A 23,575-nucleotide genomic window follows, 5' to 3' on the forward strand; every position below is an offset into this window, starting at 1 on the left:
CTCGATTCAGCCACGATCGAGCGGGCACCGTGCTGAGGGTGAAGCCTCAGCCGGCCTGGCCGTAAAGACGCTTTTCGCGTTCGATCATCACGTCGGCCAGGTACCAGTAGGCCTGGCCCCAGGCGTCGAGAATCTCGTCAGTGGCGGCCTCGCCCAGCACGTCCTTGATGGCCGGCAGCAAGGCCTCGGCCACCGCAGGGTAGTGTTCGGCTTTCACATGGGTGGCTATATGCCGAGCGCAGATGTTGTCGATGGCGGTCTGGATAACCTCCAGCCGGTCCACATTGTTGGCAAAGGCCAGAATGGCCGCAGCGAGGCGCTTGGGTTGTTCGCCGGACTTGTGGGCCGCCTCATCGAAGAGGGCCTTGATCTCGGGATCGACAAACAGACGCTCATACATTCGGGTGCTGATCTCAACACCGTGCTTCTGTAGCGCAGGGGCGGTGGATTTGATGATCGTGATGGTTTCGGGTGCTAATGGTTTGCTCATCAGGTACTTCCTTATAGGCATACGGCTCCATCAGTGTAGCCAGCCTTGGAAAAGGCTGGATTGCAGCCTAGAAAAAACCAAATGTGGATCTGGTTTAACCTTTGGCTACTGGTAAAGGGTGCCGCCTTGCTACGCTGGTCGGGAGGCTGTTTTTCGAAGCTATACAGCACGTCCGACTGCACGCTGCTGTAGGGCATAATGATGGCTTCGCCGCGCTGGGCATCGGAGTACACCTTGGAACAATGGCATCGGCTACCGCTCGGATTTAGCTGCGCTGCATACCAGGTGCTGCGCGACGTGCGTCGGTTGCGGCTAAAATACGACGAAGGCGTTGGGCCACAAGCGGTTTTCCCCGTACTGCTTGACATGGAAACCGTCAGCCTGTGGCTTTACCTGCCCCCCGGAAACGACGATCTGGCCGAGCGGCTGATGGCGTTGCCCTGCCCTTCCCCCGAGCAGGATCCGGGTCGGCTGGTCAGGCTGAGTGAGGAATATCACCCGGCACGCCCTCCGCTACGCGTTACCGCCTCCGACAGCAGCGAACGGGAAATCTCTGTTGATGATTTCCAGTTTCCCTCGGTTGGCCCGGACCTCTCGCGATGCGACGGCTTTGCCGCCAGGGCGCCTCGCCCACTTAACGGCCGACTCGATGACGATGAGCAAGCTTAGCCTTTGCCGCTGGGCCGTCCGGCTTTACCTCACCGCTCCAACCAATCCAGTAATTCTTGGCCGAGACGAGTAAGCGTTGCCTTGACGGTCGCGGCATCTGCATCCAGTGCGTCGGTCAGGGTAATATGGCCTGACTGCGCAAGCTCCTCTATCCAGCGGCGGGTCTCTGAATCTAAGTGGATAGGTACACCGCGTGCGGCCGCGACAAGGATCCGTGAGGTCGTCGTGTTGGGAAGGGGCATTTGGGCTCACATCGATTGATCGGAACAGTGATGGGGCATAAAGGGCCAAGCCGTCTAGCTGATGATGTACTACCGCGGCGCCGGTTATGTACTTGCTTGGCGGTTGATCACAGAAACGTGTGTCTGGGCCAGTACGTTCCGCCCTTAAGGCGTAAGCCGTATTTCGCGGGACCGAATTGGTGCCACGGAATTGAGAATTCGTTACGCCGGCAGAATTCCGTCATCGCAGCTGTTAGTGGCCATTCCCCGCTGGCTACTTCCGCGCAGCGGCTTATGACCATGAGATCCGCTGCGCGGAAGCTCCCAGTCGGCGCTGGCTTGGACTATCCGCTTAAAACAGGCAGAAAATGTTGCGATCTATATTCGGATTACGCAAATAGCGGGGTAGCCTGTTTGATCCCAACCGGATGGTGCGTCGCGCGGGGTATGGGTGATTTTTTGGGCAACGCGCTTAGGCTGTGTCAGCAGCTATAGGGCCTCGGCCGCCGCGATGGCGCCCAACAACTCGCGCAAACATGAAGGCGTCAGGGCACGAGGGTTGGCCCATCTTCCTTTGACAGTTCACTGGACAAGGGCAGGAACACTCTTCTCAATCGTTTGCTGCGTTCTGTCTTGTCTGTGCAAAAGCTCAGCGAACAGCTCCGGCTCCATAGGCCGTCCCAGATGGAAACCTTGGATCTGGTCACATCCGAGAGACTGAAGCACCTGAAGTTGTTCGGCCGTCTCTACGCCTTCGGCAGTTACCGTCATGCCCATGCTTTTGCCCATGGCTACTACAGCTTTGACAATCGCTTGGTTGTTCGTACCGGGATCGCTAAGATTCATTACGAAACTACGATCCACTTTGATACCATCAAATGGATAGACACTTAGGTAGCTAAGAGACGAATAGCCGGTACCGAAATCGTCCATCGAAAGTTTTATACCTAGGGCCTTCAAGTCATTCATCAAACTTAGTGCCCTTTTGGCATTATCAATCATTACGCTTTCAGTGATTTCGATCTCCAGCCTGGAAGGAAGCAAAGCAGACAGGCGAAGCGCTCGCTCTATTCGAGGCAGCAAGTCTCCTCGCATAAACTCGACGCAGGACAGATTGACGGAAACGAAAATTGCTTCATTCAGGTTCTCTATTAAAGTGCATGCACGATGCAGCACGATGTCACTGATACCGACGATGAGCCCGGTTTCCTCCGCAAGGGGTATGAACGCTCCAGGTTGTAGCAGCCCTTTCTCAGGATGCAGCCAGCGGACCAGGGCTTCTGCTCCCACCACGCGTTTCCCAGTGATGTCGAAACGAGGTTGCAGCACAACCTTGAATTGGTCTTCCTGAATAGCTCGCTTGAGGTCCTGCTCCAGCGTTCGCCGCTCCTCGATGCGGTTCTTCATCTCCGAATTGTATAGTTGCCAGCCATGACTGCTACAGCTTTTGGCCTCATAAAGTGCGATATCGGCGAGGCGAAGCAACTCTTGTGCATCGTGGCTATCTACAGGACATTGAGCTATTCCGATACGCAAGCCAACGCGCAGCTTATGCTCCGCACAGGCAATAGGCCTGTCAAAGCTGGCAACGAGCGATTGGCACAGCGCGGTAAGCCCCGGGGTGGACACTTCAGGAGTGATCACTAAGAATTGATCCCCGCCCAACCGAGCTAGGAAATCGCGCTCCTCAAGCTCCAAGCTGAAGCGACGGGCGACGTCGATGAGCAATTGGTCAGCAGCAAAGTGCCCGAGACATTCGTTGATGTGCTTGAAACCGCTTAGATCGATAAAAATGACCGCGAAAGCCGAATCAGTACGCCTGCTCGATAGCTTCTCCGTTAGCATCTCAAAGGCATAGCTACGACTGGGTAAGCCTGTGAGTGGATCATGTTTGGACAAATAAGCGATCTGCGCTTCAGCCTCTCGGCCTCGGTCAATTTCTTCAGCAGCACGAATGGATCGGCGGAGTAGGACCCAGGCACCGGTACTGAAGATAACTGAAGCGAGCAATAGTATAGGCATAAGAGCCTTCAGAAAGTCCGCGCCTGGCTTGGCAATGTCCCAAGTCAGATAAATCGGTGGTTGCGCTGGAAGTTCCAAGCTGACCGCGGACTGTGCCGAGCCCAACCGCAGCCCCGGTAGGTCAAACGCGTCAGCCATGCGGCTTAGTGACTTTGGGCAGATCGCATCAACGAATATTAGGTACGCTAATTCGTCCCGCGGGGCATTAAGCTCATAGGAAGTCGGAACAATCGCGGCGGCAATTATCAAAGCCGGGCGCCCCTTGACCGTAAGGGCGCCTTTTGCCACTACGCGCTGGCCGGCCGCAGCCTTTGCCTCAGCTAGCAGCCCCTTGAGATCACCGTCGATCCATTCTGTAGCGTGATGGCCATTGAATTCTCCTTCAACAAGGGCGTAGCGGGTGACCATGCTGGAGTCGAGGATGAACACACTGTTCAATCCGTACTCAGACAGCAATGACCGTCCTACATCAACCTTGCGTTCTGCCCAGGAAATATCCACCTGTCCATGCGTATGTTCGTATGCTTCGTCCCAATATGCATAATCCATCAGGGTCGAACTAAGACCTTTGAGTCGGGCTTCCGTAGCTTTTTTAGCGAGCCGCTTCGTCCGGTCGATTTCATCGGAATTTAACTTGGATGCTACCTCGGTAAGCGTGGCCATGGCGCCTACGAACAGGCACAGCATCAAGCACACGATCAGCCAGGATGATCGCCTCGCCAGCTGGGTATGGTCGTCAATACGTGCGGGGTTGGGGGGCTGGGGTTTCGACATGTTGAGGCCAGGCCTGGAAAGATAGCGACTTATCCTTGGGTTATCGGCCGCCTAGCTTCGGCGCGTTAACCCGTCCCCCGTCGTCGCGACGAAAGGTTGTCTCTCTAACCCCGCCGCCTAATAATTCAACGCTTGGATGAGCAGCGCTGCAATATCCCTCCGTTGTCCCGCATACCCTTCACGACAAGCCAGCACACCACTCTTCTAGCCGTCCAACAATCCACAGCTGGTCGACTCTGGTGGTGAGGCTTTGGCTCATCAGCTCTGTCCGCATGGCCCATTCAGGCTCAGCCGGCACGCTCGCACGCGAAGCGTTCCCCTCCCCCGTCTTCCATTGATTGCATCCAGAACGTCCATACCTTTGTTTGTGGCTACAGGCTGAGCTTGGCCGAACAGGTCAATAAGGCCCATTTTACGTCCAGCTACAAGCTTGAGGGCCTGGATATCTTCGTTGATGTCTACATACCTGCGGCCTACGTTTCCAACAGGTTGTACCTAGCCATCGCCGTTGCTCACCCCGATTGCGGTGGTGAAAGCTGAGACTGCGAGTATCCAAGCATCTGGTGGTGCGTGGCTTTATCATGATTACCGTGGATGCTGTCTACCAAACCGGAAGCGGCGGCTCGCTGTGTACTGTCGATAAGCCGATCCTCTATATCGAGGATATCCATGGTGCACCGACTTCATTTCTCACGACCCGGGCGTCGCTGTGGTCCGTATCGAATTCTCTGGGATTGTGAAGCTGGGGTTAGGCAAACCGCGCACAACACTATCTTCTGGATCAGGTGGCTCACTTCCGCGAAGTAGCATTCGTGCCTCTGAATCCACTCTGCGGAAGCGGTCCCCGGGCTTGCACTTGATCGATCTGGTCTCAACCAAATTTGCTATCTGCGCAATCGACCGTACTCATCCGCTGGCTGGTTTCCGCGCAGCGGATTTTACGCCTATAAAAACGGTTAGGCGCAGTGTCCACGGATGATATTAAGTCTGAGGTGCGCTTAGGATTGGTCGTCAGGAGCAAAAGCTTTAGCCGCTGCCACGGTATCCAATGACTCACGGAGCAGCTGGATTTTGCCGTCGTTCGCCACCAGGCGACCCGCATACATTTGCCGATAGATACGGCCAGTCGCAGGCACCAACGCCTCGACGCTGTATTCCGCGAACGCTTGGTCGGGGGTATCGATCAGGAACCGTACGCTACGAAATTTGAAGCCCGGCACTTTAGCCAACAGGGAGCCAATGAAGGATTCGATGGCATCGTTACCTTGAACCCGGTGGGTGATGCCCAAGGATTCAAGATAAGGAAGCTCCAGCACACCATCCTCGGCAAAGAGCGAAGCGGCAGTGCTTGGGGACTGGATGGCGTCCAGGTACATTTGAAAGAGTTCTACGGCATTTTTCATGAGGATTGCTCCGAAGCTGATGAGGGTTGGCACGGTCTCCCGTGACTGCCAACCCAAAGTAGGAGATTCGGTAACAAATCAAAACAGCAATTATGGAAATGCATCCTTTCATTTGTGTAGCGCCTTTTATGTCGTCATGGCCAGCGCCATCTGGGGTCCGATAGGTGTTTGGCAAAGAAGTCCGATAGCGCCTTGATCTTCACGGGCCGCGTGCGTGCTGATGGGGTCACGAAATACAGGCCGCCACGCATCATGTGCCATTCAGGTAATAAGGCCACCAGTCGACCATCCGTCAGGTATTCGCTGGCAATGAACTCGGGGAGTTCGGCAATGGCCAAGCCGTCCAGCAGGGCCGGCAACAGGGCGTCAGAGTTGGTCACTCGAAGCGGGCCGTTGGGCACTATATCTTCCTCGGTGCCGTCGTCATGGGTAAAGCGCCACACCTGGCTGCGCGACCGATACGCATAGCTGAGGCAACTGCGGGCCGCCAACTCACGGGGATGGGTGAGATGCCCGTGCTCCTCCAGGTAACCAGGCGACGCAACCAGGTACTGAGTTACTGCACATATGCGCCGAGCGACCAGGGATGAGTCAGGCAATACCGCGATCCGCAAGGCTGCGTCAAAGCCTTCTGCAATAAGGTCGACCGAGGCATCGGACAAGTGCAGGTCAATCGACAACTCGGGGTATTGGCGCATCAGTTGCGGCATCAGCGGCGCGACCCAGCGCAAACCGAAGGACATCGGTACCGCCAGGCGTACCTGTCCGCGGGGCTGCACCGACAACTCCTGGGCTTCACTCTCCACTTCTTCGGCCTGCCGGTAAATCTCCCCTGCCTTGGCGGCCATGCTCGCGCCGAACTCTGTCAGCGCCAATTGCCTGGAGGTGCGATTGAACAGCCGACCGCCCAAGCGTTCTTCGAGCCGCGCAACAGCCCGAGACACCGTAGGCACTGAAACCCCCATGACCCTGGAAGCCGCCGCGAATGATCCCTCTTCTGCCACTTTGGCGAACATCGCCAACCCTTCGAAATCTGGAAGTCTGCTCATTTCATTTCTGCAATGATGGTTTTCAGGCAATTCTATTTTGAAAAACACTCACGGTCGATAAGCTTCTCTCACACCGCAACTCAATCATTCGCAACACCTCAAAACCTGGGAGAAACATCATGGCTAACAAACTCGAAGGCAAAGTAGCACTGGTCACCGGCGGCACCACTGGCATCGGCCTGGCTACCGCCAAACGCTTCGCCGCAGAAGGCGCCCACGTGTACATCACCGGCCGCCGCCAGGCCGAACTCGACGCAGCCGTAGACGCCGTCGGCAATGCCACCGGGGTTCGGGTTGACTCGACCAAGCTTGATCAGCTGGACGCCCTGTATAGCCAGATCGGCGCTGCTCATGGGCGCATCGACGTGCTCTTCGCCAACGCCGGTGGCGGTTCGATGGTGCCGCTGGGCGAAATCAGCGAACAGCACTACGACGACACCTTCGACCGTAACGTCAAAGGCGTGCTGTTCACCGTTCAGAAAGCCCTGCCGTTGTTGGCGCAAAAGGCTTCGGTAATCCTCACCGGTTCCACCGCTGGCAGTGCCGGTACCGCGGCCTTCAGCGTGTACGCCGCTTCGAAAGCCGCCGTGCGCTCCTTCGCTCGCAACTGGATTCTGGACTTGAAGGACCGTCAGGTGCGCATCAACACCATCAGCCCCGGCGCCACTCGCACCCCCGGCCTGGTCGACCTGGCTGGCCCTGATGCCGCCCAGCAACAAGGTTTGCTGGACTACCTGGCTTCGCTCATCCCCATGGGCCGCGTCGGCGAAGCCGAAGAAATCGCCAGCGCCGCACTGTTCCTGGCCTCGGACGACGCCAGCTTCGTCAACGGCATCGAGCTGTTTGTCGACGGCGGGCAGCAGCAGATCTGATTGGCCACAGTGGGCTGTTTTGGTCACGCACTGCCTTACAGCCCTATGGAGCCGATTCATTCCGTCCCAGGAGCACCTTGTCATGGTAACTACCTCTGAATTCGCAGATAACGGCCAGGAAGGCGGCCTAACTCAAGCGGCAAGGTCATCATCCCCGGCCTGGCTTGCTGTAGCTGCCCTCGCCCTCAGTACCTTCTCATCCGTAACAACGGAGTTTCTTCCAGTAGGCTTGCTAACCAACATTGCCGGTAGTCTCAACGTAAGTGAAGGCGAAGCTGGGCTGATGGTCACAATGCCTGGACTGATTGCAGCCGCTACTGGTCCATTGTTGATAATTGGTGCGGGGCGACTGAATCGACGAATCGTGTTGCTGTTGCTATCGGTGCTCCTGGTGATTTCCAACGCTGTAGCTGCAACGGCAACGAACCTAGCTACCATGCTGGTTGCACGGATACTTTTAGGGTTCTGCGTGGGGGGCTTTTGGACCTTCGCACCGAGTGCAACATCCCACCTTGTGCCTGAGTCTCTTCAACCCCGCGCCATGTCTTATATTTTGGCTGGCATTTCGGTGGCGACCATAGCGGGCGTACCTGCTGGTGCATTGCTCGGTAACCTGGCGGGTTGGCGCGTGGCATTTGCCACCTCCGCTGGAGTATCCCTGTTCGTACTTGCCTTGCAGTTCTTTACGCTGCCTTCCATGCCTGCCGCTCGTGCGATAAGGCTCAAAGAATTAACGCAAACCATCGCGAAACCCATGGCAAGGATCGGGTTAGTCGTGACCTTTCTTTTAGTCGCAGGACATTTCGCGACTTATACGTACATAAGGCCTATCCTCCAAAAAGTGTTCAACATTTCATCTGATGGTGTTACCGGTCTACTGTTGGTCTATGGAATCGCAGGCTTCGTCGGGACCTTCTTCGGTGGCCGCTTGGTGGCACGCACCGTTCGCGGAACAACATTCATTGCAGCATTGATGATCGGTGCAGTACTGCTGCTGTCCGCGTTAGGCGCAGCCGGTGAGCCCGAGGGAGCAGCAACCGCGCTGATCTGGGGCCTTGCTTTCGGATTGGTTCCGGTATCACTGACCGCCTGGATGCTGAAGGCCTTACCCGATGCGGCGGAGGCCGGTCAGGCAATGCTGGTGAGTGTGTTCCAGATCGCTATTTCGCTAGGCGCGTTTGTCGGCGGCGTTGTTCTCGACAGCTATAGCATCGTCGCCCTGCTGCTGCTGGGAAGCGTCCTCTTGGCGCTCGCCGCGCTAGTCGTAGCGATAACTCGCTCCAGGTAAGCGACTTCGCCGTCGCCTGTCGGTAAAGCTAGGAGGGTCAAGAAACCGATTACAAATGGCGTCCTTCCGCGCAGCGGCTTCGCAAAAACCCGCTACGCGGAAGTGAGCCAGGTAATGGCGTCACGATTGCTGAAGAGGTACGAACCCCTGGACACAGGCTATACGTACCAGACGTATAGCCCCAATTGCGCTCCAATCCAAGCGACAGGCGAAACCCCTCCCCCATCGGGGGCGCCGTTATGCACACGTGCTACGGCCTTCGCCAACACCACCGCACCTTTATACTATCTGGAGACTGACCCGCGTTGATGCTCCGCAATGTCCAATTGGAAACGTGCCGCAGTAATTACCTTCCCGAATTTATCGGAGACTTGCGACAGCGTGCCACCACGCACCTCAGCTGCGGATGAATGCGAGGAGGTCGGCATTGATTTGATCGGCGTTCGTGGTCGGCATGCCGTGAGGGAACCCCGGGTACGTCTTGAGTGTTCCATGTTTCAGCAGCTTTGCAGACAAAGGCGCCGAGTCAGCAATAGGCACGATCTGGTCGTCCTCGCCGTGGAGTACCAGCGTGGGTACCGTTATTGCCTTCAGGTCTTCTGTAAAGTCCGTTTCAGAAAACGCCTTGATACAGTCGTAGTGGGCTTTAGCCCCGCCCATCATCCCTTGGCGCCACCAATTCTCGATCACACCTTGGGAAACTTTGGCGCCTGGTCGATTGAAGCCATAAAACGGTCCTGTTGGAACATCCATATAAAACTGTGCGCGGTTCGCAATAAGTGCAGCACGGAACCCATCGAAGACCTCAAGCGGCAACCCTCCAGGATTTTTTTCAGATTTGACCATGATAGGAGGCACCGCGCTGACCAGCACGGCTTTTGCCACCCGCCCAGGCTTTGCCCGTGCGGTATACCGTGCAACCTCCCCCCCACCAGTGGAATGCCCGATGTGAATCGCTCCCTTGAGATCCAGCGCATCGGTCAGCTCGATAACGTCGGCGGTATAGGTGTCCATCTCGTTGCCCGCCCAGGTCTGGGTCGAACGACCATGCCCACGGCGGTCATGAGCGATAACCCGGTAACCCTTGAGCAGGAAAAACATCATCTGGTTATCCCAGTCATCCGAACTCAGCGGCCAGCCGTGGTGAAACACAACAGGCGTTGCGTCTTTTGGGCCCCAGTCCTTGTAGAAAATAACGGTGCCATCTTTGGTAGTGATCGAGTTCATGGCAGATGCTCCTTGGGTATGAGACGCGGTTTTCTGAGTCGAGGCTTCGATTGATTGCGAAAAACTGGACAGCGGTATCAACATCCCTGCCGCCATCAAGGCCGATGCGGTCAGCACGGCTCGGCGCTGCAAATCTATGTCTTGGTCGGGTGTTTTCATTGGCGGGCCTCTGCTGCTTTAGTGAATACCGAAATGCGACAGCGTGATCTGCAAGAACCCAGCGTGGGCGCAGCCACGCTTACTGCTCAGCCTGCACCTGTATAAGCCCGCCCAATTGCTCTGGCTTACCCGCGAGGACCACTAGATACCGGCGCTGCTCTGGCACATCGCTCTGGACGATCTGCCGGATTGGGCCAACGGTGTTGACGATGGCTGACCCCGCCGGGTTCGTCATAAACATCGCCAAGGGATCCAGCTTGCCACTGCCATCTGCCTTATCAGCCAGCGCCAAGGTGTAGGGCTGTTTCGGCTCCAGGCCGGTTACTGCCGCTTGCAATACCTGTGTCAGGCCTTGGTTGAATAGCGTCACGCTGGTGGGCGCCTGCTCGGCCGGTTTGCCAACAGCATTCATTTTCAGGTGTACTGCTTGAGCGGCAAGGCCCAGCGGCTTGAGATTGTCGAGTCCCGACCCCTGAGTGACGGCCTTGGGCACATACGCAATCGCCTGAGGGGCCTGCCCAATCGGGATGTTGGCAACCACCTTGTTGCTTAAGGTATCAATCACGGCGAAAGCATCGGCGTTTTCCAGGCCTACATAAACTCGTGTACCGTCACCCGAAGGCCATACCCCATGCGGCAGATTGCCGACAGGAATTGTTGCAACCTTTTCGAAGGTATCAGTGCGATACACCTGTACCTGGTTCAACCCGCCGACCGTGATGTATGCGAAAGATCCATTAGCATTGGTCACCAAATTCACGTGGTTGGCGATGGGTCCGATGTCGAGTGTCTTGATCAGCTTGAACGGTGGGGTAGCTTCAAATACCTGAGCCTTCCCGGTGTCTTTGAGGGTGAACCAGACCTGCTTGCCATCTGGCGAGGCTGCAATGTTGGGACAGAATGGACTGGCTTGTTCGACATGCCCAACAACCTTGTGGGTTGCTACCGACACCACGACCGTTTCGGGATTAAATGAGGAACATATGTAGCCATACGTGCCATCTGGCGAAAAAATCTGCATACCCGGTCCAGCCGGCGTCTTTATCCGGGTCTTCTCTTCATAGGTATGCGCATCAAGAACGGCAACGTAATCTTCTCCGCGAACGGTCACCCACACCTCCTTTCCATCCGGCGTGAAAAACGCCTCATGAGGTGCACGCCCAACATACGTTTTGTGTTTTACGGTATTGGTCTGGGTATCAATAAACGACACCGAATTGGTGCCTATGGACACTACGGCCAATGTCTTATGGTCGGGAGAAAAACCCAGGCCGTGTACCAGTACCTCTCCGCGATAGAGCGGGCTAAGGTTGCCTGGCTGCGGATCTCCCAGGCTGATCACGCCGAGGAGTTTGTTATCTACAGGATCGGTGACCGACAATGTATTCGAGAATTGCTCGGCAGCATAAACTCGGTCTTGATGGCTAACAGGAATATCGTTAGCTGATGCTTTACCCGGAATTTGGCCAGCTAAAGCTGAAGTGGAGCCGGTAATCAGTATGCAAGCAAGAACGGCCAAGGAACATTCTGGCAACCTCATTGGGTATCCTCGTTGTTGATCAGGGGTTGATGCTTTCAATTTGAGTGGGCGAGGGAGCAGACGCGGGCAACGGATCCCCCATTGCCTGGTGCAACGCGGCAATCTCCTGCTGCTGATCCACGATAATTTCCTGCGCAATGCGTCTGAGCTGCTCGTTATGCCCGTACCGAAGCATGGTTATTGCCATGTCGATGGCGCCTTGGTGATGTGCGCTCATGCTGGTAACGAAGTCGCGGTCGATGTCACCAGAAGGTTTAGCGTCCATGCCCGCCATCATTTTTCTCATGGCAGCATCGTTTTCCGCGATGAAGGAAGCCTCAGCGGAAACGATCCCGGATTGCCGATCATGGTCTTGGGATTCATGTGCCAGCAGCCCCAACGCCCAGCAACATGCGGTTAGAGAAACGCTATAGAGAACGGCCCGCTGCGTCCTCCTACCTCTATGATTACGCATATGGTTTACCTGATTGCCAACTATTCACCCGATAGACGAAGCGTGGATGCTTTTATTCCTCACACCTTCAGCATTTAGCCAGGATCGCTAAAGCCGGCTCAATCCAAGCCAACGCGGCATAGAATGCGGTCTGGGGATGACACCTACCCTTTCAGGTTCTGTTTGAACACGCCAAAAGCTTTACGAAGTTCCTGGGTGAAAATTTCTGGTTGTTCGAAAGCCGCAAAATGACCACCTTTTGCAACTTCGTTCCAGTAGAAAAGGTTCGGCCACACTGCTTCTGCCCATCTTTTTGGCGGCACATATATTTCGCGAGGAAATACGGAAGCGGCCATCGGGAGATCGATTGTTCCGCCGGAAAACCCAGGTGGCTTACCCTGGGAGTTTTGCCAGTAAAACTGAGCCGAGGATGCAGAGGTGTCCGTCAGCCAATAGAGTGTGATGTCGTCCAGCATTTCATCTACCGTAAGCGCCTCTTCTGGGGCGCCCGAGTTATCGGTCCACGCTTGAAATTTTTCGTAGATCCACGTCGCCTGCCCAACCGGGGAGTCAGCCAAGGCATAACCGATAGTTTGCGGTCGAGTCGCTTGTTCTCTGAAGTAACCGGTTAGCTCTGTAGCAAAGCGCGTGGCACCATCTATGGCACGTTGTTCATCAGGCGCAGGGTGCTCGGGTAGGGTTTCTGGAAACACAAAAGGCCAGTTCACATGCGCCGCCATCAGGCCGGTCGGCTTAAGGTGTGCCATGGCATGGGTGACTCCGGATCCCCAATCCCCACCTTGGGCGACCCACTTCGCATACCCCAGCCGCTCCATCAACGCCGCCCAGGCTTTAGCTGTGCGCACGACATCCCAACCGTTATCGGTAGGCTGGTCAGAAAATCCGAATCCAGGCAGCGACGGAATCACCACGTGGAAAGCATCAGCGGCCGTACCACCATATGCTGTTGGTTCAGTCAGCGGTCCGATAACCTTCAGAAACTCTATGACAGATCCAGGCCAGCCATGGGTAAGAATGATGGGTAACGCATCCGCATGGGACGAGCGCACATTGATAAAATGGATGCCGAGGCCGTCAATGGACGTACGGAACTGGGGATACTGATTGATCTTCTTTTCGAACCGTCTCCAGCTATAGGACGACCGCCAATACTCGATAAGCGCCTTGGCCTTTGCCAACGGGACGCCTTGGGACCAATCGGTGACGGTCTCAGCTTTCGGCCATCGTGTCGCCGATAACCTCCGCCTCAGATCCGCGAGTGCTGCTTCTGGGATGTTTACCTGAAACGGAGCGACGGTAGATGTGGCCGGTGGCAGCAGAGCGACCGGGACCGTTTTTGACCCCTCTGCTGCTGAAACATCTTCGCCGCCTAAAAGTAACGGAATAAGTGGGGCGGCCAGCGCGGCGCGAAGTATCTTTCGGCGTGAGGTCGCTGCATCCAGGTACAATTGCTGATCCGTCTCCATCTGGGTTCTCCAGCTATGCTCTACTTCATCCGCCGCTGATGACGGCCGCGTGAACACGGGATTGCCAAATTTGACAACCGCCAATCAGCCGCCACAGCGCCAATCCAGTCAATTCAGACCTGTGCTTGTCCACCATCGACAAACAATTCAGTGCCATTGATGTAGCTCGCGTCGTCGGAAGCTAGGAATACCACCGCGCGCGCAATTTCACGCGCTTCGGCAACGCGGGCCATCGGGATAAGAGAGGCCAAATAGTCGACAAGCCCCTGCTGAGCCTGAGCGTCTGGACCTGCTAGTTCAACGAGGCCTGGGGTTCGGGTGGCGCCGGGGCTGATAGTGTTTACGCGAATGCGCCGATCCTTGAGGTCCAGAATCCAGTTTCGAGCGAAGGCACGTACTGCGGCCTTTGATGCGGCATATACGCTAAATGCCGCCATTCCGGTACTGGCGGCCGTGGAACCGGCAAGAATAATCGAAGCGCCATCTGACAGGAGAGGTAGGGCTTTCTGTACTGTGAACAGGACGCCTTTGACATTGCGGTCGAAGGTAGAATCGTAGTGCTCCTCAGTGATCTCGCCTAACGGAACCATGGAGCCGCCTCCCGCGTTTGTGAACAGGACGTCCACACGGCCCTTCTGCTCCTTAATGGTGGAAAACAAAACGTCGAGATCGCCAAGATTGGTCGAGTCCACTCGTACGCCTGTGGCGTTGCCGATTTGCGCTACCGCAGCCTCTAGCTCGGGTTGGCGGCGCCCGGTGATGAACACATGCGCCCCCTCTGCGGCAAATTCGATGGCGGTGGCCAGCCCAATGCCGCTGGTGCCTCCTGTGACAACCGCGATTTTCCCTTCCAGCTTGCCAGTCATGATCTGTCCGTCCATCAAATGTGTGGCATTTGATACTCCGCAGAAAAGCCTTAAAAAACCTTTCGTCCAATTAAAAGATCTTAAATTAGGTCGTTCCGTGGCCTGAAAGCTGCCCAAGTCGCGCTCAGGGATGCCATAAGGTCGCCTTCCTCGTCATAGCCTTCCGCGATGCGCAAAGTCGGGACCACGCCTTGAAAGAGGTCCGTGAGCTAATGAAAGTCCGTCACTCACCTTAAGCTGCTGGGACAGGGGGCTGCGGAGCAAGCTTTCAGCACAGGCAGAGCGACCGGAGGCGATTTTTGCAACCGCACATTCGAGGACGCAAAGGTTCCTGACCTGTCAAATTTTTCATGTCGGCTTTTCCGGTACCGTCTATCATCAAAATCGGGGTACCGGAGGTGGCACTTTGCTTTGCTAAGCAAACAAACGGCAGGTTCACGGGCTTAATACTAGAGATCATTCATGTTCACTGCAAAGTTCAGCGATCACGACACCGTAGTGCCCCGGGGCCATGAGCTACCTGCCACTTAGATTCATCAGCACAGCGGGCTAGTAAAATACTGGAGGTGAAGCAGTAGCAAACATAATGCAGTAGTGAATCAATCACCTCAGATGAGCAACTGTGACCAGAATCGTATCCGCTAGCCTCTACAAGGCACGGGAGCGCTCGCAGAATACTATAAATGCTCGCATAAAATTAGACGGCACCTACCGACTGCCCTTCAGGATCAAATAAGCTTTTAGGAGAGCGTGGATGGAAATGATTGGGGATGTGTGCGTCATCCGTGGTGCCCGTCAGGTATCGGTCGGCGGTCGGGCCGTAAGACTAAGTAGCCGAGCTTTTGACATTTTGCAGGTATTACTGGATGCGAAGGGTACTCTCGTATCGATCAATACATTAATAAAAAAGGTTTGGCCCACCACCGTCGTCGAAGATAATAATGTTCAAGTTCATATATGCGCACTGCGTAGAATTCTTGGTAAAAATCGACACCTAATACAGACTGTACCCGGACGAGGCTATCAATTGATAGCTAATGCAAAGCCTTCTTATGAAATAGATGACGCAAAAGCTCACGATAGCCAGCTCCCGCAGACCACAATACCCTCCCCTATTACCCCTCTAAATTTCCCTAAAAAGTTGATTGGACGCGATCGTGAGCTGGAATCATTATTAAGCCTACTGGACGATAGGCCTCAACTGATAACAGTGGTAGGCCCGCCGGGGGTGGGAAAATCTCATCTCGCTCATGAAGCCATGAATACCGTCCACGATCGATATCAAGACACTCTCTATAGCGATCTAAATGAAAACCCCATATCAGACGAACTATTTTATCGGTTGAAGGCAACCATATCGAAAAATTCGAACGATCAGAATAATAAATCTGACAGCCATCACGCAAATAAAGTGTTAGTGCTTCTGGATAACCTAAATGCCGATTCTCAAACCGCCTTGGAGAATCTGTACACGCTAGTGATGAAAAACGCTGACTGTGTTTTCCTAGCTACGTGCCGGAAACCACTGCATTTACCTTTAGAAAGCAGCCTCCGTATTTCCCCCTTAGATATCACGCCAACCTCTGACCCCGCTAACAGGAAGCCTAATTCGGCTGTCCAAATGTTTATATCAAAAGTCAGCGCGCAGGACCCGACACTCAACCTGAATGAAGCCTTTATTTATCAAGCAACGGCGCTCATACAAGAATTGGACGGGCTTCCTCTCGCTATCGAAATTGCCGCAGACTATACAGCCACACTGGGTATAGAAGCAACTATGAAGCTTATTTTTGAAGGCATAGATCTTGGAGGCCGGAGCTGCTTCACCTCCCTAACCAGGAAAAAATCAATACATGGCTCCTTTCAGTCCAGTTGGCTCTCCTTGACCCATGACCAGCGCCAGCTATTGCTTATGCTAGCGGCCGATGTTGAGGGTTACGACCTTCAGAAAGTCATAGCGACAGGAGCATCTATAGGTCTTACACCCCAAGCGACATCAGATGCCTTGTGCGGCCTTATTGAGCTAGCGCTTATTACCCGCCAACAAGCGCAGACATTGACTAGTTATCGCTTATTAAGATCGCTACGCAGGTTTATAAAATTCGCCGCTCTTGATGGCACACTCAATACGAACCTGGATACCCTTGAGAGGCGGAAAAGCGTTGGGACTTTGGAGACGGCACGACATAAAGCACGCCAGACTGAACGTCTCTCCGTGCTCGCATCAATAGCTATCGAAAAGTTTTCTCCCGTCGGCGCAGCCACAAACAAGAAAGCCTTCGACATTTCGATGGCGCAACGTTTAGCGCTTATTTGTGACAGTTAGTACAAACCCTGGATTTCGGAGACACGGTGCCCAGCAAAATCTGCCGTAGCTGCTTTTTTTCCGCAGGAGGGTGGGCTCCCCAGGTAGGTTGCGGGGCCCAGACCGCTTCGCGAAGATTGCCAGTGGTGGATAGAGTCGTCTGTACCAAATGGCAGCAAATGTGCTGGTGGGACGGCTGGTCAAACGCTGGGGCGCTCGCTGGCTAATGACGATCGGCTTGGTTGTCGCGGCTTTGGGTTACCTACTGTTACCGTAGCCAGCCCCTTACCACGTCTAGCTTGTTCGTTTCAGTGGCTTTAGATGAGTGATAGGCACTTGCGATCACTACGGGCCAGGGTGTCGTGAGCTAAGGCCCAAAAAATCTGTGGGCTTAGTCCGAATAGCCGCGCTTCAGGTCACTGCCGTTGGCAGGCCGGCGGCTCAGGTCACCGCCGGCTCCCAGTGCTCGTTCCCACACGCGCTGCACACCGGCCAGCCTTCGGCGTCCGCCGTGGCGGTGTGCCCACAGCGGTTGCACGCCAGCTGTTCGGTTCGCGCCGGGGATTCAGCGTCCGCTAGCGGCGGCAGTATGGACAAGCCAGGCCGCGGCTGCCGGTACCACAGCAGGGTAAAGCGGCCTGTAGATTCCAGATAAACACGGCGAAGCTGCCCCAGCTGCATGATCCCCTGAGCGCGCAATTCCGAGTGGACGCGGTCCAGGCTAAGACCTGCCTTGTTCAACTCATCAGTTAACAAACGCCCTTCGGCCAGTAGCAGAGTCACGTCGCCTTGCACGCCCACCTCGACCTTGCGCCAGCGGAAGGACGCCGCCGACAACCCACGCTGGAACGCCAGTGCACAGGCCAGCAATACCACGGCGGGCAGCACGCCTTGGGCCGGGGTTTGCAGGGGGGCGCCAATGGCCGCGCCGAGGGTAAGCATCACCGCCAGCTCCGAAATGCTCAGCTGCGCCGCCATTCGCTTGCCTAGCAGGCGCATCACGATGAACAAGGCCAGATACACCACCATGGCCCGGCCCACTACCTCCAGCAAGAACATCCAGGGCGCGTTGCCTACCAGCAGGCGATGCAACGTTGCCGCGGTATCGGCGCTCATTGGGTGAGTACCTGCGCGGCGGGCTCCCATTGCCGGGCGTTGCAACGCGGGCAGGCAGTGGGCCCGTTACGGTCCTGGCGATAGCCGCACGATGAGCAGCACTGGGTATTTTCCAGTGCCGCCTCGCGACGCAGCACCTCGTCGATACGCGGCAGGATGCACAAACCCGGCTCGGGCTGCTCGGCGCGCACCAGTGTCAGTTTGCCGGACGGCTCTAACTACGCGCGGCTAACCTGCCCCAGATGTTGGATCTGCAAGTCGCGCAGCAGGGCGTAAAGTTTTTCCCGGGACAAGCCCGCCTGTTTGAGTGCGGGGAGCACCAGTGAGCCCTGGCTCACGATCAGGTCGGGTTGCCCTGATACCGCCGCCGCGACCCTGGCGTTCTTGATGCTGAGCGCAACTACCACCCGCTGGATAGAGACCAGTACGGCGATGATGATCAAGGGCGGCAGAAGCCCTCGCTCCTGCGCCTGCAACGGCACCCCAACGGCGCCGGCGAGCGTGACCACGATGGACAGCTCGAACAAGGTGTATTGGGACACCACGCGCCGTCCCAGCAAACGCATGCAGTACATCAGCATCCAGTACAGCACGGCCGCGCGGCCGCATATTTCCAGCAACATCCAGGGGCTGGCTTCGCCGAACAGAAATCGATTCCACTCCACGGTTCATTGCCTCCATCGCCTTCTGGAGGTTATGAACCGGCGTTTGCCGCGCGGGTTCGTTTTATCTGCCGACGGCCAACCGTTGCAGAGAATCCCGGCACATCGCTGGATGACCTTGGGCGCTGGGCTGATGTGGCGGCGCTACTCACATGCCTGCGAGCCGAGTTGTCGTGAACCGAGCCTGGGACAGCGCCGGTCTTGGTATGGCGTGGCCAGGCTTCCCTCCCTATCGTTGCCACCTGCCTCTATTGGCAGCTACCGATCCACACAGGTCGGCAGCAATGAGGCCACGGGCTACACCTGCCTGAATAGTTACGAGACTGATGCCGATGGCCACACTTCGAGGTTGCGCTGCCGGGCAACCCTGTGGGCCGGATAGACAGCGCAGCTTCGTTTTCGCCGATACCGTGTCGGTGGTGACCTCCACAGAGGCTGGAACCGTGTCGGGGCAAGTGCCGGAATTGCCATGGTGGGCACCCCGACCGTAGGCTGGGAGCAGTTGGCCTCCTGAGTAGCTTACCGGCCCCGTACCGGGGCGTTCACGGAAAATGGCGAAAACCGAAGCTAGCAGTGGCAGCTATCAACCGATTCTGTTGAAAAAGTCGGTTCTCTCGAATCGCCATGACCCTGATTAGTGAAGAAGCCTGTTTTGAGCGCTGCTACGTAAAATCTGTATCCCAATGCCGGTGCGGACATTCAAGATTTCAATCTCAAGCGCTTACTTTTCTGCCGTGAAAGCAGCGTCCGACTTTTTCAACAGAATCAACCCAAAGCGGCCGTTCGGCCCGTGCTGGTGAATCGTGGGAAACGAGTGCGTGACGGTGCCCCTGAAGAAACACCGTCAGGCGCTGAAGAACGCTTAACGGTTGATGGTTTTCATCATCTGCGCGGTGTAACGCTCACCTTGTACAGGCACCTTGGCCAGAACCTCACCGAGTTCACGAAGGTCTTCTACGGTCAATTCCACGGTTGCTCCGCCTACGTTCTCCTCCAGACGATGCAGCTTGGTTGTACCTGGGATAGGCGCAATCCACGGCTTTTGTGCCAGCAGCCAGGCCAGTGCAATCTGGGCGGGGGTGGCTTGCTTGCGTTGGGCGATTTCATCGATCAGGGTGACGAGATGGTGGTTGGCCTCGCGGGCACCGTCAGCAAAACGAGGCAAATTGTTCCGGACATCACCGTTGGAGAAGGTCGTGCCGGCATCAATTTTCCCGGTCAAAAACCCCTTGCCCAATGGACTGAAGGGAATGAAGCCAATCCCGAGCGCTTCGAGGGTTGGAATAATTACCTGTTCAGGCTCACGGGTGAACATCGAATACTCACTTTGAAGTGCCGACAGCGGCTGCACCGCATGGGCGCCACGGATAGCGTCTACGCCGGCTTCACACATGCCAAAGTATTTGACCTTGCCTTCGGTGATGAGGTCGCGCACGGCCCCGGCAACATCTTCCATAGGAACATTGGGATCGACCCGATGTTGGTAAAACAGGTCAATGCAGTCGGTCTTCAGGCGCTTGAGTGATTCTTCCGCAACCTGGCGGATGCGCTCAGGTCGACTGTCCAGCCCTGCGGCGGGACTGCCGTCCTTAAAACCGAATTTTGTCGCGATGACGATCTGCTCGCGAAATGGTTGAACGGCTTCGCCAACCATTTCTTCGTTGACTTGCCCATAGGCTTCTGCCGAATCGAAGTGGGTGACGCCACGCTCAAAGGCCGCCCGGATGAGTTTGATTGCGTCCGCTTTGTCAGTGGCGGTGCCATAGCCGAATGTCAGGCCCATGCAGCCCAGGCCAATGGCTGAAACTTCGAGGCCGTTGCTGCCGATTTTGCGCTTATGCATCATCCATCTCCTTTGTGGGTGTTGGAAACCAATCCACAAATTGTTTGGTTATTGGGGATGCAGCGACTTTATAAACATCTCACCCATTCAAGAAGTGGCATACTGCGATAACCGGTATGAGGTGAATTCATAATGCCACAGAACGATTTCAACAGCCTTGCGGTGTTCATCACCGTTGCGCGCGAGCGCAGTTTCACCAGAGCCGCGGCCCATTTGGGTGTATCCCAATCCGCTATTAGCCATAGCATCCGCAGTCTTGAGGAACGCCTTGGTATCCGCTTGCTGGCCCGCACCACACGCGGCGCGGCGCCGACCGAAGCCGGCGAGCGATTGCTTGTGAGCCTTGTGCCTTACTACGAGGGGATAGAAGCTGAAATTGCCGCGTTAGGAGAGCTGCGTGACAAGCCGGCCGGAACTATCCGGATCACCTCGCCCGACCATGCGGCATCTACCATTCTCTGGCCGAAACTCTCTAGGTTGCTGCCGGAGTATCCCGATCTGACTCTAGAGATCAACATCGGCTACAGGTTAATCGATATCGTGGCTGAACGCTTCGACGCCGGAGTGCGTATAGGCGATCAAGTGGCAAAGGACATGATCGCAGTCAGGATTTCCCCTGACTTTCGAATGGCTGTGGTGGGAGCGCCGAGTTACTTTGCTCATCGTGCAAAACCACAGATCCCCCAAGATCTGACCACTCATAACTGTGCGAACCTGCGTTTGCCCACTCATGGTGGTCTGTATGCCTGGGAGTTTTCCAAGGCCGGTAAGGCGCTACATGTTCAGGTGTCTGGCCAGATGATCTTTAGCAACTCACCCCAAATAATGGCCGCCGCTTTGCAAGGATACGGTTTGGCATATGCACCGGAGGATCTTGTCCAGGCATATGTCGAGGATGGTCGGTTGATCCGTGTTCTTGAAGACTGGTCGCCAACTTTCCCCGGGTATCACCTTTACTACCCGAGCCGGAGGCAGTCTTTGCCAGCCTTTGCACTGATGGTCAATGCTCTCCGCTACAAGGTTTAGGGGACTCTGCGGTCAAATCCAGTATTGGATGCGATTTTCTGATTGGTGACCGACAACCTCCAACAGTTGACCCACATCATTATCGATGTCTGCTTTTGGCTGGTTCCTGCCCTTCATAAAGGGCCGCTTTGGGTCGCTTGCTGTCGGTGGAGGTAGACAGCTACCGACCCGAAGCGGCCATTGACCGTCCAAGGTGTCAGACCTAGAGCAACCGCGCTGGTGAGCTGCCTGATGGAGAAGGATCGCGTTGACGAGCCCATGCAATTCATCTACTACATGACAGTCACAGTCGTGCAGGTCTAGCCCGGTGGGCTACTGCCTGAATTGCCGACCCAAACCCAGCAATTCAACCCACTCAGGATCAATAGCATGCCCACAGGCGCTAGAACCGCTCCGCTGGTACCGATTGATGAGCAAGTCACAGTTAATTATCAAGGCTCTTTCTATACCTATACCGGTACGTCGGGCGATGACGTAATTAACGGCACCTTTTGGACTGATCATTTGATCGGCGGCGCCGGGAACGACACTCTGGATGGCCGCAGCGGCAGCGACACATTAGTAGGCGGTGCCGGGGTCGATACCCTCACTGGCGGCGCAACCTACGGATACCGAGTGAAATTCGTGTTCACGTCGCTCACTGACAGCTACGCTGATGCCGAAGGCTCTCACTCGGACCTGATTACCAATTTCAACGGCCCCTACGATGTATTGGACCTGACCGCTTTAGGCCTGGAGCGGATCGGTAATGGCCATAACGGCGACCTGGCCGTCAGCTATGACGTCGCCACGGACATTACCTACGTGCGATCGCTGGACAAAGACGCCAGCGGCAATTTCTTCGAGGTGCGTCTGGCGGGCGATTACCAAGGCCAGCTAAGCACGGCCAACTTTGTACTGCGTCATGACGGCACAGATGGCAACGATACCCTGGACTACAGCTTCAGCACCAAGCAATACGCGCTCAATGGCCTGGACGGCGACGACACGCTGTATGCCGGGAAAATCGCCAGCGTCTTGGATGGCGGCGCAGGTGCGGACCACATGATCGGCAGCTGGAACCATGAAACTTACCTTTATCGCCAGCTCAGCGACAGTTTCGTCAACGACGCCTCGGGTGTATCCAGCGTTGACTTTATCAGCGATTTCGACCTGTTCCGCGGGGACGTATTGGACGTTTCAGCGCTGGGCTTCACTGGCCTGGGTGATGGCTATAACGGAACGCTGAATTACGCCTATGACAAAACCCTTGGGCATATCGTGGTGCAGTCTTTTGAAGCCGATGCCCAGGACAACCGCTTCAAAGTGTATATCGACCAGACCGGCCATGGTGGCGTTGCTTATCAAGATGCTGATGGTTTTATCTTCGCAGGTGATAACTATCCTGACGATGCTGACCAGACCCTGACCGGAACGCCGACCTTTGATGAGCTTTCTACGGGAAGCGACGGCGGTATCTTGATCGGCGGCGGCGACGGCGATGAGCTAAGTGGCGGTGATACGTCATTTGGCATGGATGGGGTAGATACTTTCCGCTATCTGGATGGCAGCGACAGCTTTCATGGCTATGGCAACGTTGACTTGATTAAGGGTTTTGATGTTACCAAAGACAAGATCGACGTGGCGGCTCTCGGCTATACCGGCCTTGGCGACGGCCACGATGGTACCTTGAAGCTGATCTACGACACAGCCCTGCACCGCACCTATCTCAAGGACTACGACCTGAATGCCGAAGGCCAACGTTTCGAAATCGGCCTAGAGGGCGGCTATACCAGGACCTTCACCTCAGACAATCTGATCGTTGCGAACACCATTTCTACAGCCGAGCACGTTCCTGATGCGCCTATTGAATTAGTAGGTGTTGCGCCTAATGATATTCATGCTGCTTAGGTGAAAGGCCGCTTTAGGTAGCCGTCAGTAGTCCTTGCCTACTGCCGGCTGTCGTTCCAAGGTTGCCTTAAGCGAACGGCTGCTAAGGGTCGGTTGCTGCCGGTGTCGACGGACCGCTACCGACCCAAAGCTGCCCTTCACAAAGGTGAGCAATCGGCTAAAAGCGGTCTTCAGACGTGTCTACTAACGTGCGGGCGATTTAGAATGTAAACGCAAATCAGCACCACGAACCT

Annotated in this window: 19 protein-coding genes and 1 pseudogene; 6 read left to right on the forward strand and 14 right to left on the reverse strand. The window is 55.7% G+C overall.

The genetic code is table 11. The features are described from left to right. Positions 1-46: 46 nt before the first annotated feature. Positions 47-490, reverse strand: a complete 444-nt coding sequence (locus AC3Z8Y_RS18340) for a globin domain-containing protein (RefSeq protein WP_490087023.1) — start codon at positions 488-490, stop codon at positions 47-49. A 198-nt stretch (positions 491-688) separates the two neighbouring features. On the opposite strand from AC3Z8Y_RS18340, the gene AC3Z8Y_RS18345 reads away from it, so the two are divergent. Further along, positions 689-1,159: a hypothetical protein gene (locus AC3Z8Y_RS18345; RefSeq protein WP_490087024.1), complete on the forward strand. Its 471-nt coding sequence runs from the start codon at positions 689-691 to the stop codon at positions 1,157-1,159. Between the two features lie 803 nt (positions 1,160-1,962). Here the strand turns inward: AC3Z8Y_RS18345 and AC3Z8Y_RS18350 are convergent. The 4 genes and pseudogenes from AC3Z8Y_RS18350 to AC3Z8Y_RS18365 all read right to left on the reverse strand — a co-directional run bounded on the left by AC3Z8Y_RS18350 (position 1,963) and on the right by AC3Z8Y_RS18365 (position 6,628). Then, entirely contained in the window at positions 1,963-4,176 is a 2,214-nt protein-coding gene (locus AC3Z8Y_RS18350; protein ID WP_490087025.1) for a putative bifunctional diguanylate cyclase/phosphodiesterase, read from the reverse strand. Between the two features lie 178 nt (positions 4,177-4,354). Beyond that, positions 4,355-4,575, reverse strand: a pseudogene (locus tag AC3Z8Y_RS18355) (DUF4113 domain-containing protein); the annotation flags it as partial. Between the two features lie 599 nt (positions 4,576-5,174). After that, the gene (locus AC3Z8Y_RS18360; protein ID WP_490087026.1) at positions 5,175-5,579 is read right to left on the reverse strand and encodes a nuclear transport factor 2 family protein; all 405 of its coding nucleotides are present in this window, start codon (positions 5,577-5,579) and stop codon (positions 5,175-5,177) included. Positions 5,580-5,713: 134 nt separating this feature from the next. Continuing rightward, a complete protein-coding gene (locus AC3Z8Y_RS18365; protein ID WP_490087027.1) occupies positions 5,714-6,628 on the reverse strand; it encodes a LysR family transcriptional regulator in 915 nt (304 codons plus the stop codon). 119 nt (positions 6,629-6,747) lie between these two features. Here AC3Z8Y_RS18365 and AC3Z8Y_RS18370 point away from each other — a divergent pair, with 119 nt between their 5' ends. Both AC3Z8Y_RS18370 and AC3Z8Y_RS18375 read left to right on the forward strand, forming a co-directional pair. Continuing rightward, positions 6,748-7,500 carry an SDR family NAD(P)-dependent oxidoreductase gene (locus tag AC3Z8Y_RS18370; RefSeq protein ID WP_490087028.1) on the forward strand — a complete coding sequence of 251 codons (753 nt, stop codon included), beginning with the start codon at positions 6,748-6,750 and terminating at the stop codon, positions 7,498-7,500. An 82-nt stretch (positions 7,501-7,582) separates the two neighbouring features. Then, positions 7,583-8,788 (forward strand): MFS transporter, encoded by a 1,206-nt coding sequence (locus AC3Z8Y_RS18375; RefSeq protein ID WP_490087029.1) that lies wholly within the window; start codon positions 7,583-7,585, stop codon positions 8,786-8,788. Positions 8,789-9,184: 396 nt separating this feature from the next. Here the strand turns inward: AC3Z8Y_RS18375 and AC3Z8Y_RS18380 are convergent, their stop codons facing one another. The 5 genes from AC3Z8Y_RS18380 to AC3Z8Y_RS18400 all read right to left on the reverse strand — a co-directional run bounded on the left by AC3Z8Y_RS18380 (position 9,185) and on the right by AC3Z8Y_RS18400 (position 14,500). After that, positions 9,185-10,015 carry an alpha/beta fold hydrolase gene (locus tag AC3Z8Y_RS18380; RefSeq protein ID WP_490090036.1) on the reverse strand — a complete coding sequence of 277 codons (831 nt, stop codon included), beginning with the start codon at positions 10,013-10,015 and terminating at the stop codon, positions 9,185-9,187. Between the two features lie 238 nt (positions 10,016-10,253). Beyond that, a complete protein-coding gene (locus AC3Z8Y_RS18385) occupies positions 10,254-11,714 on the reverse strand; it encodes a YncE family protein (RefSeq protein WP_490087030.1) in 1,461 nt (486 codons plus the stop codon). 19 nt (positions 11,715-11,733) lie between these two features. Further along, positions 11,734-12,168 carry a DUF305 domain-containing protein gene (locus tag AC3Z8Y_RS18390; RefSeq protein ID WP_490087031.1) on the reverse strand — a complete coding sequence of 145 codons (435 nt, stop codon included), beginning with the start codon at positions 12,166-12,168 and terminating at the stop codon, positions 11,734-11,736. Between the two features lie 143 nt (positions 12,169-12,311). Continuing rightward, on the reverse strand, positions 12,312-13,634 hold the full coding sequence (locus AC3Z8Y_RS18395; protein WP_490087032.1) for an epoxide hydrolase family protein: 1,323 nt from the start codon (positions 13,632-13,634) through the stop codon (positions 12,312-12,314). A 113-nt stretch (positions 13,635-13,747) separates the two neighbouring features. Continuing rightward, on the reverse strand, positions 13,748-14,500 hold the full coding sequence (locus tag AC3Z8Y_RS18400; RefSeq protein WP_490087033.1) for an SDR family NAD(P)-dependent oxidoreductase: 753 nt from the start codon (positions 14,498-14,500) through the stop codon (positions 13,748-13,750). A 754-nt stretch (positions 14,501-15,254) separates the two neighbouring features. Here AC3Z8Y_RS18400 and AC3Z8Y_RS18405 point away from each other — a divergent pair. Then, positions 15,255-16,826, forward strand: a complete 1,572-nt coding sequence (locus tag AC3Z8Y_RS18405) for a winged helix-turn-helix domain-containing protein (RefSeq protein ID WP_490087034.1) — start codon at positions 15,255-15,257, stop codon at positions 16,824-16,826. A gap of 420 nt (positions 16,827-17,246) precedes the next feature. On the opposite strand, the gene AC3Z8Y_RS18410 is transcribed toward AC3Z8Y_RS18405, so the two are convergent. The 4 genes from AC3Z8Y_RS18410 to AC3Z8Y_RS18425 form a co-directional block, all read right to left on the reverse strand. Then, positions 17,247-17,921 carry a DUF421 domain-containing protein gene (locus AC3Z8Y_RS18410; RefSeq protein ID WP_490087035.1) on the reverse strand — a complete coding sequence of 225 codons (675 nt, stop codon included), beginning with the start codon at positions 17,919-17,921 and terminating at the stop codon, positions 17,247-17,249. Next, positions 17,918-18,112 carry a hypothetical protein gene (locus AC3Z8Y_RS18415; protein ID WP_490087036.1) on the reverse strand — a complete coding sequence of 65 codons (195 nt, stop codon included), beginning with the start codon at positions 18,110-18,112 and terminating at the stop codon, positions 17,918-17,920. Before AC3Z8Y_RS18415 ends, AC3Z8Y_RS18410 begins: the two co-directional genes overlap by 4 nt. A gap of 27 nt (positions 18,113-18,139) precedes the next feature. Continuing rightward, a complete protein-coding gene (locus tag AC3Z8Y_RS18420) occupies positions 18,140-18,586 on the reverse strand; it encodes a DUF421 domain-containing protein (protein WP_490087037.1) in 447 nt (148 codons plus the stop codon). Positions 18,587-19,445: 859 nt separating this feature from the next. Continuing rightward, positions 19,446-20,426 (reverse strand): aldo/keto reductase, encoded by a 981-nt coding sequence (locus AC3Z8Y_RS18425; RefSeq protein WP_490087038.1) that lies wholly within the window; start codon positions 20,424-20,426, stop codon positions 19,446-19,448. 132 nt (positions 20,427-20,558) lie between these two features. Here AC3Z8Y_RS18425 and AC3Z8Y_RS18430 point away from each other — a divergent pair, with 132 nt between their 5' ends. Both AC3Z8Y_RS18430 and AC3Z8Y_RS18435 read left to right on the forward strand, forming a co-directional pair. Then, complete coding sequence (locus tag AC3Z8Y_RS18430; protein ID WP_490087039.1) at positions 20,559-21,452, forward strand: LysR family transcriptional regulator; 894 nt, start codon at positions 20,559-20,561, stop codon at positions 21,450-21,452. A 369-nt stretch (positions 21,453-21,821) separates the two neighbouring features. Then, a complete protein-coding gene (locus AC3Z8Y_RS18435) occupies positions 21,822-23,342 on the forward strand; it encodes a calcium-binding protein (RefSeq protein WP_490087040.1) in 1,521 nt (506 codons plus the stop codon). Positions 23,343-23,575: the final 233 nt, after the last annotated feature.

The sequence above is a fragment of the Pseudomonas sp. 3MAES_34.3B genome, assembly GCF_058145875.1.

Bases quoted from the DNA above. Each gene is read 5' to 3' on its own strand.
- AC3Z8Y_RS18345 (WP_490087024.1), top strand. From the start codon at position 689: ATGATGGCTTCGCCGCGCTGGGCATCGGAGTACACCTTGGAACAATGG.
- AC3Z8Y_RS18410 (WP_490087035.1), bottom strand. From the start codon at position 17,921: ATGAGCGCCGATACCGCGGCAACGTTGCATCGCCTGCTGGTAGGCAAC.
- AC3Z8Y_RS18360 (WP_490087026.1), bottom strand. From the start codon at position 5,579: ATGAAAAATGCCGTAGAACTCTTTCAAATGTACCTGGACGCCATCCAG.
- AC3Z8Y_RS18430 (WP_490087039.1), top strand. From the start codon at position 20,559: ATGCCACAGAACGATTTCAACAGCCTTGCGGTGTTCATCACCGTTGCG.
- AC3Z8Y_RS18390 (WP_490087031.1), bottom strand. From the start codon at position 12,168: ATGCGTAATCATAGAGGTAGGAGGACGCAGCGGGCCGTTCTCTATAGC.
- AC3Z8Y_RS18385 (WP_490087030.1), bottom strand. From the start codon at position 11,714: ATGAGGTTGCCAGAATGTTCCTTGGCCGTTCTTGCTTGCATACTGATT.
- AC3Z8Y_RS18405 (WP_490087034.1), top strand. From the start codon at position 15,255: ATGGAAATGATTGGGGATGTGTGCGTCATCCGTGGTGCCCGTCAGGTA.
- AC3Z8Y_RS18375 (WP_490087029.1), top strand. From the start codon at position 7,583: ATGGTAACTACCTCTGAATTCGCAGATAACGGCCAGGAAGGCGGCCTA.
- AC3Z8Y_RS18370 (WP_490087028.1), top strand. From the start codon at position 6,748: ATGGCTAACAAACTCGAAGGCAAAGTAGCACTGGTCACCGGCGGCACC.
- AC3Z8Y_RS18395 (WP_490087032.1), bottom strand. From the start codon at position 13,634: ATGGAGACGGATCAGCAATTGTACCTGGATGCAGCGACCTCACGCCGA.
- AC3Z8Y_RS18340 (WP_490087023.1), bottom strand. From the start codon at position 490: ATGAGCAAACCATTAGCACCCGAAACCATCACGATCATCAAATCCACC.
- AC3Z8Y_RS18435 (WP_490087040.1), top strand. From the start codon at position 21,822: ATGCCCACAGGCGCTAGAACCGCTCCGCTGGTACCGATTGATGAGCAA.
- AC3Z8Y_RS18425 (WP_490087038.1), bottom strand. From the start codon at position 20,426: ATGCATAAGCGCAAAATCGGCAGCAACGGCCTCGAAGTTTCAGCCATT.
- AC3Z8Y_RS18350 (WP_490087025.1), bottom strand. From the start codon at position 4,176: ATGTCGAAACCCCAGCCCCCCAACCCCGCACGTATTGACGACCATACC.
- AC3Z8Y_RS18380 (WP_490090036.1), bottom strand. From the start codon at position 10,015: ATGAACTCGATCACTACCAAAGATGGCACCGTTATTTTCTACAAGGAC.
- AC3Z8Y_RS18365 (WP_490087027.1), bottom strand. From the start codon at position 6,628: ATGAGCAGACTTCCAGATTTCGAAGGGTTGGCGATGTTCGCCAAAGTG.
- AC3Z8Y_RS18400 (WP_490087033.1), bottom strand. From the start codon at position 14,500: ATGACTGGCAAGCTGGAAGGGAAAATCGCGGTTGTCACAGGAGGCACC.